The following is a 14816-nucleotide window of genomic DNA, read 5'->3' on the forward strand; positions in this document are numbered from 1 at the left end:
TCCGACCCGGGACACATTCCTGACGTACCGTCACGCCCCGGCCGGGGCACGCCCGTTCACGCGACCAGGCCCCGGGGTCCGCCCCCTCACTTCGCCGCGCGCCTCCCTCGTCGCCGCGCGCGTCTGCGGGCGAGGCGGTGGAAGGTTTTCGGGGTGGCGGTGGGGGTGGGGAGGGTGCCGGCGATGGCGTCGTCGAGGAGCGTGCCGACGGTCTCGGCGGCGCAGGTGCGGTTGGCGCCGATGCCGCCGGAGGGTCCACGCTTGATCCAGCCGACGACGTACGTGCCGGGCCGGCCTCTCACGCGGCCGCCCTCGTGCGGGACGGTGGCGGTCTCCTCGTCGAAGGGCAGCCCGGCGACGGGCAGTCCGCGGTAGCCGATCGCGCGCAGTTGCATGCCCGCCGGTATCTCCCGCTCTTCCCCGCTGCCGGTGACGCGTACGGCGCGGACGGTGCCCTCGCCGCACACCTCCACGGGCGCGGAGTGGAAGCGGAAGACGATGCGGCGGCCGGGCTGCGGCGCCGGCGACCAGTCGACCGCGTCGCGGGTGACGCCCTGGAGCACCGCGGCCTTGTCCCGGGGCGCGGCCGCGTCAATGGTCTCGCCGGTGCGCGGATCGTGGTCGTCCACGACGAGTTGGACGCCGTCGAGGTGCTTGAGCGCGAGCAGTTCCGAGCGGGTGTAGGCCGCGTCCTCGGGGCCGCGGCGCCCCAGCAGCACCACTTCGCGCACCTTGCTGCTCCGCAGCGCGTCCAGGGCGTGCGGGGCGATGTCGGTGCCGGCCAGCGTGTCGGGGTCGGCGACGAGGATGCGGGCGACGTCGAGGGCGACGTTGCCGTTGCCGACGACGACCACGCGTTCCGCGTCGAGATCGATGGCCTCGGGCGTGATGTCGGGGTGGCCGTTGTACCAGGAGACGAAGGTGGTCGCGGCGATGCTGCCGGACTGGTCCTCGCCGGGTATGCCCAGGCGCCGGTCGGTGGAGGCGCCCACGGCGTAGATGACCGCGTCGTAGTGCGCGGCCAGTTCGTCCGCGGTGACGTCCTCGCCCACGTGCAGACCGGTGTGCATCCGTACGCGGGGGTGGTGGTGGAAGCGGGCGAAGGTCTCGCCGGCCTTCTTGGTGGCGGGGTGGTCCGGGGCCACCCCGTACCGGATGAGGCCGCCGGGCACGGGGAGCCGGTCGATGAGGGTGACTTCGGCGTTGGTGTGCAGAAGCAGGTCCTCGGCCGCGTACATGCCGGCCGGTCCGGTGCCGACGACCGCGGCCCGCAGGGGGCCGAAGTCGGCGGGCAGTACGCGCTCGAAGCGCGGCGCGTTCCAGGCGTGGAAGTTCGGGCTGCCGTCGGTGCGTTGGTGCAGCGCACCGTCGGCCGCGGCGCCCGAATCGGAGCCGGACGCGGCACCGGACGCGACACCGAGGGCGTCCACGGCGCCGGCGTCCGCGCTCTCGTAGTACGCGGCGTTGATCGCGGCGTACTCCTTCTGTCCACCCCGCAGGCTGTCGACCGGGAAGATGGCCTCGACAGGGCAGGCGTCCGCGCAGGCACCGCAGTCGATGCAGGTCTTGGGGTCGATGTGCAGCATTTCCGTGCTGCCGAAGGCCCGCTCTTCGGGAGTCGGGTGAATGCAGTTGACCGGGCACACCGCGATGCAGGTCGCATCGTTGCAGCAGGTCTGGGTGATTGCGTAGGCCATGTCTGTCGTCCGCTCGGCTCAGATACCGGGTCTCAAATACTGGAGCTCAAATGCTGGAGCTCAGATGCTGGGGCTCAGATGAGGTGGGCGCGCTTGTAGAACATCAGCGCCGGCTTGGTCAGCAGCCGGGACGAGGAGAGGAACTCCATCAGGCCCGAACAGCTGGAACGCATCATCGACTTGTGCTGCTCGTTGGCCTTCGCCTCGCGCAGGGCGCGCTTCTCGTCGAGCCCGGCGTTCTTGTAGACCTTCTTGTTCACCATGCTCGTGACAATGACGTACGCGGCGATCGCGATGACGAACGAGTGGATCTGCCGGCGCACCCATCCGGCCTTCTCCAGGCGCTTGCGGGTCTCGTCGCGGGCGAACTTCATGTGCCGCGACTCCTCGACCACGTGGATGTTGTTGATGGTGCGCACGAAGGGCACCACCCGCTCATCGCGCATCCAGTCGCGCTGCATGACGTCGAGGACCTCTTCGGCGACGAGGATCGCGGCGTACGCGGCCTCGCCGAACGCCACCGTCTTGAAGGCGCGGCCGAGTTCGACGGCGAGGCGGTGCGGGCGGTAGGCCGGGGCGCCGAGCTTCTTCGCTCCGCGGGCGAACATGATCGAGTGCCGGCACTCGTCGGCGATCTCGGTGAGGGCCCACTGGAAGTCCGACTCGGTGGGGTCCTTCGCGTACATGTCGCGCAGCATCATCTGCTGCAGGATCATCTCGAACCAGATGCCGGTGCTGGCCACCGAGGCGGCTTCCTGACGCGTCAGCTCCTTGCGCTGCGCCTCGGTCAACTCGTCCCAGTACGCCGTGCCGTGGAGCGTGCTCCACTCCGGGCTGGCACCGTGGAAGTCCTTGTCCAGCGGCGTCTCCCAGTCGACTTCGGTCGCCGGGTCGTACGACAGGATCGCCGCCGAGTCCAGCAACCGCTGGGCGACGTCGTCCTCGTGGAGCTCGCTCTGGACCTTCGGCTGAGCGGCGCTGCTTGCCATGTAGGGGCTCCCTGAATCGAGTTCTGTCTGCGATTCCTTGCACTGCTGCTCGGGGTGGTGGTCCCCGCCACGCCTTACGCCGCGTGGCGGGCCTCGTGCCGGTGGAGGGCGACCGTGTGCCTGACGATGCCCCGGACGGGCAGCGCTGCCCGCTCCGCAACCGCCATGATCGACACCTCCGTTGGGCCGGCGGGAGGCAGTCCTCCCCCGCTTGTTAGACGGACCGTATAACAAGAGCGCGGCCGCGCCTACCCCTCAGTAAGTTCAAGGGAAACGGAATCTGTCCCGCTGCAGTACAGAGCGCTGCGGCGGCCCTGTACACCCCCGGGACGGCCGCGGTCAGATGTTCGGCAGACGGCAACACCGCGGCGGCACCCCGAAACGGAGGCGCGGCTGCTCCGGTACGAGCGGGCAGGCGCGGGCGGGGCGCCGCGGTACGAGCAGCGGCCGTACGGCGGGGATCAGTCGCCGCAGAGGCCGCTCTCCCAGGCCCAGGCGGCGATTTCGACCCGGTTGCGGGTGGCGAGCTTGCGCTGCACGTTGCCGAGGTGCGTCTTGACGGTCGACAGGGACACGTACAGCTCGGCGGCCAGTTCCTCGTTGGTGCGGCCGCGCGCCACCAGCCGTACGACGTCGAGTTCGCGTTCGGTCAGCGGCTCCGTCGGAGTGGCCGGCGCCCCGGTGGCCGGCGCTCCAGCGGCCGTCCCCCGGTCGTCCGGCCCCCGGCGGCGCGTACGGGGCGGCTTCGCCTCGGAGCGCGGGGCCGCCTCGGGCTGCGGCGCCGCCATGTGGGAGAGGAGGCGGACGGTCACCGACGGGGAGATCAGGGTGTTGCCGACGGCCGCCGCCCGCACCGCCTCGGTCAGCAGCGCGGGCGAGCCGTCCTTGAGGAGGAAGCCGCGGGCACCGTGGCGCAGCGCCCGGTAGACGTACTCGTCGAGGTCGAAGGTGGTGGCGATGAGGACGTTCAGCGGGTCCGGCACATCGGGTCCGGCGAGCAGCCGGGTCAGTTCGAGGCCGTCGAGCTCGGGCATGCGGATGTCGAGCAGGCAGACGTCGGGCCGCAGTTCGCGTGCGAGGCGCAGTGCTTCGGCGCCGTCGGCTGCCTCGGCGACGACCTCCATGTCCGGCTGGGAGTCCAGGATCATGCGGAACGCGGAGCGGACCATGTCCTGGTCGTCAGCGATGAGCAGCCGGATCGTCATGCCGGTCATGATCGCAGCGCCCGGAGCCTGTCGGGGCGCGCCATCAGGCACCCCCGGTCAACGCGGGTTCGGGCAGCAGCAGTTCGGCGTTGACCTGCCAGGTTGTCGCGTCCCGTGGCGCGGCGGTCAGGTGTCCGCCCGCTGCGGTGACCCGTTCGGTCAGGCCGATGAGTCCGTAGCCGGCGCCCTCCCCCGGCGCCGTGTCCGTATGCAGGCCGTCGTTGGTGACGGTGATCTGCAGGCGGTGCGGCGCTTCCTCGTCCCGGATCCGTACGTCGACCGTGACGTCGTCGGCCTGCGGCGCGTGCCGGCGGACGTTGGTGAGGGCTTCGCGTACGACGCGGAACGCGGTGTCGGTCAGGGTGGAGGGCAGCATGCGGCCGCCGATGCGCGGATCGAGGGTGAGGGTGGCGGCGGGGCCGGTCGCGGAGAACTCCTCGATGAGGCCGCGCAGTCCGGTCAGTGAGCCGGACGGTGCCGGTGGCGGTCCGGTCCTGCCGGTGGTGCGCATGTCGGAGACCATGCCGCGCATCGAGTCCAGCGCCCGGCTGCCCGCCTTCTCGATCTCGGCGAGCATACGGTCCAGTCCGTCGGGGTCGGGGGCGTGGCCGGCAGCGGCGGTGAAGCGTACGGCCTTGGTCTGCGTGACGATCGCCGTGACGTGGTGGGCCACGAAGTCATGCAACTCCCGTGCGTATTCCAGGCGTTGCTCCTGGAGTCCGGCGGCGTGCTCGCGAGCGCGCAGGGTGTCCAGCAGCCGCAGGTACAGGCCCAGCGCGACCATGAGGACGAAGGCGAAGCAGAGCACCGTCTCCATGACCCCGAGCATGGTGCTGTACTCCAGGTCGGCGAGCCGGAACGGCGTCAGGGCGATCGCCAGGCCCGCGGCACACGCCAGCAGACCGCCGCGTACCGGGGAGCGGAGCCGCAGCGCCTGCGCCACCAGCAGGAAGAGCGCCGCGGTCTCCACGAATCCCGTCGTGTTGTCCGGCCGGTAGCCGTGCGGCAGCAGGAGCAGCAGCACGGAGGCGGCGCAGGAGAGGGCGACAGCCGCGGCGCCGACCGGGAGCAGCCGCTGGGCGGGGACCAGCAGCGCGAACAAGCTCAGCGCCCCGGTCGCGACTTCGAGTACCGCCGTGGGTACGGTCTCGGCCGCGGCGGCCTCGCCCAGCAGGGCGGCGCACACCAGCGCGGCGAGCAGGCCGAGCAGCGCTTGCCGGCTGCGGGACCGCGCCCGGAAGCGGCGCAGGACGGGTTCGATCATGTTTCGCAGATTAGACCGGCGTCCGCGGCCGCCGCCTCCACCGTTCTGCCGAGATGGACGCGCCCGGCACCCGGCGCGGGTCGGTCATCCGGTGGATCCGCGCCGCCCGCACACGTGCGCCCGCCCCGATCACCAGGCCGGACTCGGCGGCGGCGCCTCCTCGTCGGAGCCGGAGTCGGAACCGTCGGAACCGTCGGAGCCGATGTCAGATTCGGTGCCGGGGTCCGCGTCGGGGTGCCCGTCGGGCCCGGCCGTCTCCCCGTCGGGGGCGCGTTCGATGGCCACCAGCGCGAGGTCGTCGCCCAGTGCCCCGCCCGCGTACCGGGTCAGGTCCCGGTGCAGATACCGCAGGAAGTCCTCGGGCGGCACGCCCGACCAGGCGGGTACGCGGTCGGCCAGCGGATAGAAGGTGCCGACGGCGTCGCGTGCCTCGCTGGCACCGTCGGTGTGGAGCAGCAGCAGGTCGCCGGGCCGGAACTCGAAGCTGTGGAAGCCGATCCACTCCTGGAAGCGGCTGTTGAGCCCCAGCGGCAGTGCCGGCACCGCCTCCGCGCCCACCTCCGTCACCGTTCCGTCGCGCAGCAGGAGCGGCGGCGGGTGTCCGCAGTTCACGAGCCGGGCGGCCGTACCATCGTCGTCGATCTCCAGGATCACGGCCGTGATGAAGCCTTCCGCGCGCCCGCCGTCGCCGGGCACGTCGCCGGGGCTGATGTCAGCGGAGGCGGCGACGGACTGGTCGAGGACCGAGGCGAGGCCGCGCAGTTCGCCGCGGCCCGGCGCCAGGGCCCTGAAGGCGCCGGTCAGTTGGGCCGCCTCGCCGATCGCGCCCATGCCCTTGCCCCGTACGTCGCCGATGATCAGGCGGCTGCGGCGTCCCGAGCGGGCGGCGGCGTAGAGATCTCCGCCGATGTGGGCCTCGGCCTCGGCGGCCTCGTACAGTTCGGCGACGCGCAGCGGCCCCACCCGCTCGGGGAGCGGCTGGACGAGGGCCTGCTGCGCCACCCGGGCCACAGAACGGGCCCTGCGCAGCTCGCCCTCGCGCCGCTCGCGTATCGCACGGAACGCCGCCACCAGCATCCCGATCACGAGCAGGGCGGCGATCTGCGCCTGATGGTTCGCGGTCCACAGGCCGCCGTGCAGGTGCGCGATGACCATCTGCGCCACCACGGCCAGCACGCCGATGCACACAGTGCCCCGGACGCGGGCGAAGGACGCGGTCAGTGCGGGAGCGGCGGCCAGCAGCGGCCCCAGGTGGATGGTGCTCGGGCTGTGCACGTCCACCGCCACGACCACGACGATCAGCGCCAGAGGGAGCAACAACAGCGCGTGTTCCGGCCGCACACGCCGGCCGGCACGTGAAGGGGCGGACCGACTCTCCATTTCACCTGGGTACACCAGGCCCCGAGGTGACGCCTGCCCAATGGGCCGGGCGCGGGCGCGGCGCGCCAGGCATCAATACGGCCGGGATCCGGCCGTATTGATGCCTACGCTGCGACGTACGCGAGGGAGAGGATTCCGGCCATGACGCTCGTCGTCACCACCCCGACCGGGCACGTGGGTTCACGCGTGGTCCGGCTGCTGTTGCAGGCGGGCGTGCGCCCGCGCGTCCTGGTCCGCGACCCGGCGCGGCTGGACGACGCCACCCGCGCACAGGCCGACGTACGGCGCGGCGACCTGACCGACGCCGGCTTCGTCCGCGAAGCGGTCGACGGCGCGCACACCGTCTTCTGGGCCGACCCGACCCCGCACTCGGACGCGACGCCCGTCGAGACCTCGGAGCGCACCGCGGCACCCCTCGCGGAGGCCGCCAAGGCCGGCGCCGTCGGGCGGACGGTGCTGCTCAGCAGCATCGGCGCCGAAGCGCGGCACGGCGTGGGCCACATCGACGGACTCGCCCGGATCGAGGAACAGCTGGACGCGGCCGGCGCCGACGTACTGCACCTGCGCTGCGGCTACTTCTTCACCAACCTGCTGCTCGACCTCGACGGGCTGGCCCGGGGCGTCCTCACGACGGCGGCCGACCCGCACCGGCCGATGGCGTGGGTCGACCCGCGCGACATCGGCGACGTGGTCGCGGCCCGGCTGCTCAGCGACGGCTGGCGGGGCCGCGTCGTACAGGCCGTGCACGGGCCGGAGCATCTCTCCTTCACACAGGTCGCGGAGATCCTCACCGGAGCGCTGGGGCGGACCGTACGGCTGGAGACCGTGGGCGACGACGACGTACGGGCCGCGCTGCGCTCCGCGGGACTCCCGCCCGGCGCCGTGGAGGGGATCGTGGGGATGACCGCGGGCTCGCGCACCGTCACGCCGGAACAGCCGCGTGACCTGCTCACCACGACGCCGACGGCGCTGGAGGGCTGGGCGTACGCGCGGCTGCGGCCGCTGCTGGCCGCATCGTCCTGACCACCTGAGGGGCTGAGGGGCTGAGGGGCTGAGCCTCTTGTACGGACCGGTCCGGAACGCCGGAAAGATCCCGGCCCATCCCTCACGTCGCGTGCACACTCTCTGCACATTTTTGACCGGAATCGAAAACAGCCCTTACCTTCGGCGCGGCGAAAAGTAAGCACATCGATGGAGTGGAGCATCCTCCCGTGTCATCCACCGCGGTCGCGTCGCTGTCCCGCAGCGGCGACGTGACGCACCAAGCACTGTCCGTACCCGGCTGGCTCACCGATCATGCCGACACCCTGATCGGCATCCCCCTGCGCATCCTGCTGATCGTCCTCGCGGCATGGATCGTACGAGTCCTGGCCAAGCGCGCCATCACGCGCATAGTGCAGCGCATCCTGCAGCCCGCCGAGGGCGAGAACGGCGACGAGCGGCCGCGCCGCTCCGGCCGCGGCCCGAGCGTCCTGCAGCGTGACCGCACCCGCGCCAACGAACGCCGCCAGCAGCGCGCGAAGACCATCGGCTCGGTGCTCAGCAGCACCGTGACGATCCTCATCGCGATCATGGGTCTCGCCATGATCCTCGACCAGGTCGGCATCGCCCTCGGTCCGCTCCTGGCCAGCGCCGGTGTGGTCGGTCTGGCCATCGGCTTCGGCGCCCAGAGCCTCGTCGCGGACTACCTCTCCGGCATGCTGATCATGGTGGAGGACCAGTACGGCGTCGGTGACTCCGTCGACCTCGGCGAGGCCATCGGCGAGGTCGAACACGTCGGGCTGCGCCTCACCCAGGTCCGCGACCTCAACGGCGGTCTGTGGCACATCCGCAACGGCGAGATCATGCGCGTGCGCAACGACAGCCAGGAATGGGCCCGCGCCGTCCTCGACGTGTCGGTGGCCTACGACTCCAACCTGGAGACGGTCGAGAACGTCCTCCAGGAGACCGGCAAGGCCATGCACCAGGACCCCAAGTTCCGCGACCTCCTCCTGGAGGACCCCGCGGTGTGGGGCGTGCAGTCCCTGGAGCCCGACGGCATCGTCATGCGCCTCGCCGTCAAGACGGTCCCGCTCCAGCAGTGGGGCGTCACCCGCGAGCTGCGCCGCCGCGTCAAGGAAGCCCTCGACGCGGCCGGCGTGGAGATCCCCGTCAACCAGCGCACGGTCCTGATGCGCGCCGAGGAGGAGGGCGCCGCCATCCCCTCCCCCAACGGCCACGCCGGCTCCAACGCCTCGCGCTGACCCGGCACTTCGTCGGCACCCTGCCCGGTGCGGTGGACAACCACCGCACCGGGCAACGCGTTTCACGGGGCGGCCCGCCCCACCGGCACGGCGCCCGCCCTGCTTCCCGGGCCCCGGAATTCGCGCCTGTCCCGTGCGTAACTCCGGGCGCGGTACGGGCGTTGTGCGGGGTGGCCGCGTCGATACGTGTGCCGCTCGGGCCGCTGTCACTTCTCGTGGACACCCCAGCGGCCCGGCACCCGCCTGCACCCGGACGGGCGCCCGGGTGCAGGCCGCCCTGTACGGCGTGCCGGCTCCCCTCGTACGTGGCACGGGAGCCGGCCCGCCGCAGGGCCCCGGCCGCGAAGGCCGCGAACTCCCGGAGGCGGGCGCAGGGTGGCATCGGGCCGGCGCACGCGCACCCTGACGGGGGCCGCACGAGTGGTATGCGTACTGCTTCCGCGTACCGCGTTTCCCGCCCCCACCTGCACAGGAACACGGTTGGGCGTCCATCCCTCCGTGAAAGGCACCATCATGCGCGTTCGTACCACCCTTGCCGCCGGCGCCCTCGCAGCCGTAGCCGTTCTCGGCACCGGCGGTGTCGCCGCCGCCGACTCCGGCGCCCAAGGCACGACGTCCGGTTCTCCCGGCGTCCTCTCCGGCAACCAGCTCCAGATCCCCGTCCACGTGCCGGTCAACGCCTGCGGCAACTCCGTCAACGTCATCGGCCTGCTCAACCCCGCATCGGGCAACGCCTGCGCCAACAAGTGAAGCCCGGCGGTGTCCCCGGCCCTCCTGCGTGGACCGGGGACACCGCTCGCGACTGACGTCCCTCCGCCCCACGGCACGTGGGGCTTTCTGCTGTCGCGGCCCGGGGCCCGTGATTGAGCGCGTCGCGGTGGTCGCGGGCGGGGGCCGTGGTGGAGTGGCGTGATGTCCGTATCCGTTGCCCTGTTCACCTCCGATCTGCGGCTGCACGACAACCCCGTCCTGCGGGCGGCATTGCACGCCGGGGCCGGGGTCGTACCGCTGCTCGTGCTCGACCCGGGCGTGCGGGCCGCAGGGTTCGATGTGCCCAACAGGCGTGCCTTCCTTGCCGATTGCCTGGCCGCGCTCGATGCGGGGCTGCGCGAGCGCGGCGGCAGGCTGGTGCTGCGCCGGGGTGAAGTGGCCGCCGCCGTACGGGCGGTGGCGGCGGAGGCCGGCGCCGGCGATGTCCACGTGGCCGCCGGTGTCAGCGGCTACGCCCAGCGGCGCGAGGACCGGCTGCGCGCGGCGCTGGCAGAGGACGGTGTCCGTCTGCACGTCCACGACGCGGTGGTGACGGCTCTCGCCCCTGGCGCGGTCGCCCCGCAGGGCAGGGATCATTTCGCGGTCTTCACGCCCTACTTCCGCCGCTGGCGGTCCGAGGGTCTGCGCGACGTGCTGTCCGCGCCGCGCACGGTCCGCGTACCGGATGCCGTCATCTCCCATGCGCTGCCCGCCCGTTCGGAGATCTCCGGTGTCTCGCCCGGGGTGGCGGCCGGCGGGGAGGCGGAGGGGCGCAGGCTGTTCGCGGCCTGGCGGCGCGGCGGCCTGGCCGCCTACGAGGCCCGCCACGACGACCTGCCCGGCGATGCGACCTCCCGCCTCTCCCCGCATCTGCACTTCGGCACCCTCTCCCCCGTCGACCTCGCCTCCCGTGCCGACGCGGCCGGCGGAGCGGGCGCCGAGGCCTTCGTACGGCAGCTGGCCTGGCGCGACTTCCACCACCAGGTGCTGGCGGCGCGGCCCTCCGCCGCCGACAAGGACTACCGCCCCAAGGGCGACCGGTGGCGGCACGACGAACGCGAGATCGCCGACTGGCGCGAGGGACGTACGGGCTATCCGGTCATCGACGCCGGGATGCGGCAGTTGCTCCACGAGGGCTGGATGCACAACCGGGCCAGGATGCTGACCGCGAGCTTCCTGACCAAGACGCTGTACGTGGACTGGCGCGTCGGCGCCCGGCACTTCCTCGACCTGCTCGTCGACGGGGATGTGGCGAACAATCAGCTCAACTGGCAGTGGATCGCCGGTACGGGGACCGACACCCGGCCCAACCGGGTGCTCAACCCGCTGCGCCAGGCGGAACGCTTCGACCCGCGGGGCGCGTACGTACGGCGCTGGGTTCCCGAACTCGCCGATGTCGAGGGGCCGCAGGTCCATCAGCCCTGGAAGCTGCCCGCCGGCCGGCGCGCACGACTGGACTATCCCGAACCGCTCGCCGCCCTCTCCGACGGCGCCGAGCGCTTCCACCGCGCCCGCGCCGCACGCTGAGCCGCGGGGCCGGCCCGAACTCGCGAGCCCCTGAGCCGGGGCCCGCAGCCGTACGCCGGCAGTCCGCCGTTCCCGGACGGGGATCACCACGCTTCGGATTCCGTCGAGGAGCGGGAGGCCTTCGGGACCTCGCCGCCACGGGGCCTCAGCCGCATGGCCAGCAGGGGCAGTGCGAGGTTGGAGAGCATCCCGGCGCAGACGAGGGCTGCGGCCTGGTCCGTGCCCACCAGCTTCTGGTCCACGCCGATGGTGGTGATCGCGACGACGAGCGGCAGACAGGTCGAGGCGAGAAGGGCGAGGGCGGTCCGGTCGGTGCGGCCGAATTCACGGGGCGCGAGGGCGTAGACCGGCCCTCCCCTGACGAGCACGAACAGCACCAGGAAGACGGGCACCAGCAGGAGAGCGCCCCCGTCGTGGAGCAGCGCTTCCAGGTCGAACTCGATGCCGGTGACCACGTAGAAGAGGGGTACGGGGAAGCCGAACCCCATCGCCTCGACCTTGCCCAGGACCTCGGAGCTGCTCTCGGGGGCGGCGCCGCGCAGCACGAGGCGGGTGAGGACTCCGGCGGCGAAAGCGCCCAACAGGACGTCCAGGCCGAAGGCCTGGGCCAGGGCGAGCATCCCCGCCAGGAGCAGCATGACGAAGCGGACCGCGAACTGCCCGCTGGTGTGCAGCGTCTTGACGATCAGGCCGGAGAACCAGGACGCCCTAGGCAGCATCGCCCAGACGACGGCCAGGGCCGTGATGGCCGCGAAGGCGATGAGCACAGCCGCCGACTCCGCCGGTTTCCGGCCGCTGAGCAGCAGGGCGATGGCGACCACGGGGCCGATCTCGCCCACGGCGCCGATCGCCGACATCGTGCGCCCGAAGCCGCCCCGCAGATCGCCGTTGTCGCGCAGGAGCGGCAGTACGGTGCCCAGCGCCGTGCTGGTCAGGGCGGTGCCGATGACGAAGGCGGAAAACACCTCACCGCCGCTGACCACAAGGGCCAGGCCGATGCCCACGACGAGGGAGATCAGCCAGGCCCACAGCGACCGTCGCAGGGTCGCGCCGCGGATGGCGGCGAATTCGATCTCGTACCCGGCGAGGAAGATGAGCATCGACAGCCCGAGGTCGGCGAGCGTGTCGACGACCTGGTCGGGGTGGGCCCAGCCGAGGACGGCGGGGCCGATGACGATGCCGAGGCCGATCTCGAAGATGACCAGGGGGACGCGTACGAGGCGCGCCGCTCCGTCCGCCAGGAGCGGCGCGAGGACCGCGGCGGCCAGGATGAGGACAAGTGTGCCGGCGTGAGACATGGGTCGCCCGATGAGTCATGCCGTACCCGGCGCTCTTCAACGCGCTGAGCACGGCGGGGATACAGAGCTGGCGGGCAGTCAGGCGCCCTCCCGCTACGCGGACTTGCCCCTGCCTCGCACGAACGGGGCCCCGTACAGGCCGCCGGTCACGTGGTCTCGGCATCCGGGAGGGCCGGGGGAAGGATCTTCTCGACTCATGACCTCTGGATCGGCCATCATGCACTTCCCCGAAACCCCCACCCGGGTGACCGCCGCCCCCGGTACGGCGTCTCCGCGCGGAATTGCGCCGCACACCGTCAGGTGACACGCCGCCCTTCCGGTCCGCCAACTGCGCCGGAACGGGGCGCGGTTGAGGACACCGGCCACCTCTGAGGCCGCTCGGTCCGCGGTGTCGCCGCGGCGACGTCGCGCGCCATCCGAGCCTGTCTGCCCTGCCGGTCCCGGTCAGTTGGTGCCGTCGCCGTCCCGCGTCGGCACCGTACGGCCGGAGGCCTCGGCGAGCAGGCCGGTCGCCAGCGTCAGCGGGGGCCAGTCGAGGCGGCCGTGCCGGGCCACGGCGTAGGCGCGCAGTTCCACCTGCGGGGAGGTCAGCGGCAGCAGCCGGACTCCGGGGGACATCGTCTGGTCCATGGGCAGCAGGCCCACGCCCATGCCCGCGGCGATCATCTCCTGCACCAGGTCGAGGCTGTCGGCCCGGTGCGTGAAGCGGGGGCTGAACCCGGCCATCGAGGCCAGGGTACGGATGGCGTTCTCGTCCGCTGTGTTGCGGGAGTTGACGATCCAGTCGCCCGTACGGAAGCTCCCGAAGATGTCCAGGGCAGTACCGGCAGGAACCTCCGCGTGGGCGGGAACGCCCAGCCCCCAGCGCGCCGTCCACAGCGGCGTGGCTCTGACGGTGGGGTCCACGGGGGCCGGCGCCAGGTTGTAGTCGTAGGTCAGCGCCAGGTCCGTCTCGTCCGCCGCCAGGAGTTCGAGTGCCTCGGCGGGCTCGTGTTCCCGGATCAGCACGCGCACCTGCGGGTAGTCGGCTGCCAAGTCCCTGACGACGGGCAGCAGATACGTACTGATGGCGGTCTTGAAGCCGGCGACCCGCAGAGTGCCGTTGGGTTCGGCGCCGGGGCCGAGGTCCAGACGTGCCGCCTCGACCGACGCGAGGATCGTCATCGCGTGCTCGGTGAGGCGGCGGCCGGCGGGCGTGAGCCGGACGCGGCGCCCCTCCGGCTCGATGAGCGGGGCGCCCATCTCGCGCGACAGGGCGGCGATCTGCTGCGACACCGTCGAGGTGGTGGTGCCCAGCACGTCGGCGACGGCCCGCATGGATCCCAGGCGGGACAGCTCTGCCAGCATCTCCAGCCGTCGTGTCTCCATCACCTCATTGTTCAGGATTCGCGAACGGAATGTCCATGATCGGCACGTGGACAGCAACGGTGTCCGGGCCGTCTACTGGCAGCCATGACCACGCTCGACCCCACCCCCACACCGGCCCCCGGCCGGCTCCGCCCCCTGCGCGGAGCCGGTGGCGGAGCGCTGATGGCCGTCTCGTCCATGTTCTGCATCCAGCTCGGACTGGCCCTGTCGGTGCACCTGTTCGACCAGCTCGGTCCGCTGGGCACGGCGTGGCTGCGCCTCGTGTGGGCGGGCGCCCTCCTCCTGCTGCTCGTCAGGCCGCGCCCGCGGGACTTCACCCGCAAGGACCTGCTGGCCTGCGTGGCCCTGGGCGGGGTGTCGGCAGGGATGATGATCCTGTTCATGAGCGCGGTCGACCGCATCCCCCTCGGCACCGCGAGCGCCCTGGAGTTCCTCGGGCCGCTCGCCGTGTCCATGTTCGGCGCGAAGGGCGGACGCCGGATCTGGACCCTGCTGGCCGCGCTCGGCGTGGTGCTGCTCACCGAGCCCTGGCACGGCGGCCTCGACCTGATCGGCGCCGGAATGGCCCTGGCCGCCGCGGCCTGCTGGGCCGCCTACATCCTGCTCACCCAGCGGATCGGCGACCAGGTCACAGGCTTGAAGGGGCTGTCCGTCTCGCTGCCGGTGGCCGCCGTGGTCGCCACCTTCGCCGCCGGCCCCTCCGAGATCGGGGACGTGACCTGGCCCCTCGTGCTCACCGGACTGGGGCTGGCCCTGATGAGTCCCGTCATCCCCTTCAGCCTCGAATTCCTCGCGCTGCGCAAGCTCACCACGACGGCCTTCGGCACCCTGATGAGCCTGGAACCGGCCATCGCCCTGGGCATCGGCGTCATCGCCCTCGGGCAGATCCCCGGCGCCGCCCCCGCGGCGGGCGTCGCCTTCGTGGTCCTCGCCGGCATCGGCGCCACCCGCACCGGCGGCCGCGAGACCCCGTCCGGCGACGGGACCGTTCCCGGGCCACGCCCGCAGCCCGACGCCGTGCACGGTACGGATGATCCGGCCGCCGCCCGGAGCGGCAGCGGCTGACCCGTCACGGCGCGGAAGGCCGGTCCGGGC

General features: G+C 72.3%; 12 protein-coding genes. 5 read left to right on the plus strand and 7 right to left on the minus strand.

Translation table 11 applies throughout. The annotated features are described in order from the left end of the window. Nucleotides 1–86 precede the first annotated feature (86 nt). The 5 genes from AC3AGO_RS02360 to AC3AGO_RS02380 form a co-directional block, all read right to left on the minus strand. Nucleotides 87–1697, minus strand: coding sequence for an FAD-dependent oxidoreductase (locus AC3AGO_RS02360; protein WP_487818395.1), 1611 nt, complete (start codon nt 1695–1697; stop codon nt 87–89). Nucleotides 1698–1771: 74 nt separating this feature from the next. Next, nucleotides 1772–2686 (minus strand): AurF N-oxygenase family protein, encoded by a 915-nt coding sequence (locus tag AC3AGO_RS02365; protein ID WP_487818396.1) that lies wholly within the window; start codon nt 2684–2686, stop codon nt 1772–1774. Nucleotides 2687–3147: 461 nt separating this feature from the next. Further along, a complete protein-coding gene (locus tag AC3AGO_RS02370; RefSeq protein WP_487818397.1) occupies nt 3148–3891 on the minus strand; it encodes a response regulator in 744 nt (247 codons plus the stop codon). A gap of 43 nt (nt 3892–3934) precedes the next feature. Continuing rightward, nucleotides 3935–5155, minus strand: a complete 1221-nt coding sequence (locus tag AC3AGO_RS02375) for a sensor histidine kinase (RefSeq protein WP_487818398.1) — start codon at nt 5153–5155, stop codon at nt 3935–3937. Between the two features lie 129 nt (nt 5156–5284). Beyond that, the gene (locus AC3AGO_RS02380) at nt 5285–6475 is read right to left on the minus strand and encodes a PP2C family protein-serine/threonine phosphatase (protein ID WP_487818399.1); all 1191 of its coding nucleotides are present in this window, start codon (nt 6473–6475) and stop codon (nt 5285–5287) included. Nucleotides 6476–6676: 201 nt separating this feature from the next. On the opposite strand from AC3AGO_RS02380, the gene AC3AGO_RS02385 reads away from it, so the two are divergent. From AC3AGO_RS02385 to AC3AGO_RS02400, 4 genes are all read left to right on the plus strand, one after another. Further along, complete coding sequence (locus tag AC3AGO_RS02385) at nt 6677–7558, plus strand: NmrA family NAD(P)-binding protein (RefSeq protein WP_487818400.1); 882 nt, start codon at nt 6677–6679, stop codon at nt 7556–7558. A 188-nt stretch (nt 7559–7746) separates the two neighbouring features. Then, entirely contained in the window at nt 7747–8778 is a 1032-nt protein-coding gene (locus AC3AGO_RS02390; protein WP_487818401.1) for a mechanosensitive ion channel family protein, read from the plus strand. Between the two features lie 513 nt (nt 8779–9291). Continuing rightward, a complete protein-coding gene (locus tag AC3AGO_RS02395; protein WP_487818402.1) occupies nt 9292–9528 on the plus strand; it encodes a chaplin in 237 nt (78 codons plus the stop codon). A gap of 162 nt (nt 9529–9690) precedes the next feature. Further along, the gene (locus AC3AGO_RS02400; RefSeq protein ID WP_487818403.1) at nt 9691–11055 is read left to right on the plus strand and encodes a cryptochrome/photolyase family protein; all 1365 of its coding nucleotides are present in this window, start codon (nt 9691–9693) and stop codon (nt 11053–11055) included. Nucleotides 11056–11138: 83 nt separating this feature from the next. Here the strand turns inward: AC3AGO_RS02400 and AC3AGO_RS02405 are convergent, their stop codons facing one another. Together AC3AGO_RS02405 and AC3AGO_RS02410 are read right to left on the minus strand one after the other, a co-directional pair. Beyond that, the gene (locus AC3AGO_RS02405) at nt 11139–12353 is read right to left on the minus strand and encodes a cation:proton antiporter (RefSeq protein WP_487818404.1); all 1215 of its coding nucleotides are present in this window, start codon (nt 12351–12353) and stop codon (nt 11139–11141) included. Nucleotides 12354–12797: 444 nt separating this feature from the next. Beyond that, nucleotides 12798–13721 (minus strand): LysR family transcriptional regulator, encoded by a 924-nt coding sequence (locus tag AC3AGO_RS02410; protein ID WP_487818405.1) that lies wholly within the window; start codon nt 13719–13721, stop codon nt 12798–12800. Between the two features lie 84 nt (nt 13722–13805). On the opposite strand from AC3AGO_RS02410, the gene AC3AGO_RS02415 reads away from it, so the two are divergent. Continuing rightward, on the plus strand, nt 13806–14786 hold the full coding sequence (locus AC3AGO_RS02415; RefSeq protein WP_487818406.1) for an EamA family transporter: 981 nt from the start codon (nt 13806–13808) through the stop codon (nt 14784–14786). Nucleotides 14787–14816 lie beyond the last annotated feature (30 nt).

The sequence above is a fragment of the Streptomyces sp. BL1 genome, assembly GCF_057628045.1.

Bases quoted from the DNA above. Each gene is read 5' to 3' on its own strand.
- AC3AGO_RS02410 (WP_487818405.1), bottom strand. From the start codon at position 13,721: ATGGAGACACGACGGCTGGAGATGCTGGCAGAGCTGTCCCGCCTGGGA.
- AC3AGO_RS02365 (WP_487818396.1), bottom strand. From the start codon at position 2,686: ATGGCAAGCAGCGCCGCTCAGCCGAAGGTCCAGAGCGAGCTCCACGAG.
- AC3AGO_RS02360 (WP_487818395.1), bottom strand. From the start codon at position 1,697: ATGGCCTACGCAATCACCCAGACCTGCTGCAACGATGCGACCTGCATC.
- AC3AGO_RS02395 (WP_487818402.1), top strand. From the start codon at position 9,292: ATGCGCGTTCGTACCACCCTTGCCGCCGGCGCCCTCGCAGCCGTAGCC.
- AC3AGO_RS02405 (WP_487818404.1), bottom strand. From the start codon at position 12,353: ATGTCTCACGCCGGCACACTTGTCCTCATCCTGGCCGCCGCGGTCCTC.
- AC3AGO_RS02375 (WP_487818398.1), bottom strand. From the start codon at position 5,155: ATGATCGAACCCGTCCTGCGCCGCTTCCGGGCGCGGTCCCGCAGCCGG.
- AC3AGO_RS02400 (WP_487818403.1), top strand. From the start codon at position 9,691: ATGTCCGTATCCGTTGCCCTGTTCACCTCCGATCTGCGGCTGCACGAC.
- AC3AGO_RS02385 (WP_487818400.1), top strand. From the start codon at position 6,677: ATGACGCTCGTCGTCACCACCCCGACCGGGCACGTGGGTTCACGCGTG.
- AC3AGO_RS02370 (WP_487818397.1), bottom strand. From the start codon at position 3,891: ATGACGATCCGGCTGCTCATCGCTGACGACCAGGACATGGTCCGCTCC.
- AC3AGO_RS02415 (WP_487818406.1), top strand. From the start codon at position 13,806: ATGACCACGCTCGACCCCACCCCCACACCGGCCCCCGGCCGGCTCCGC.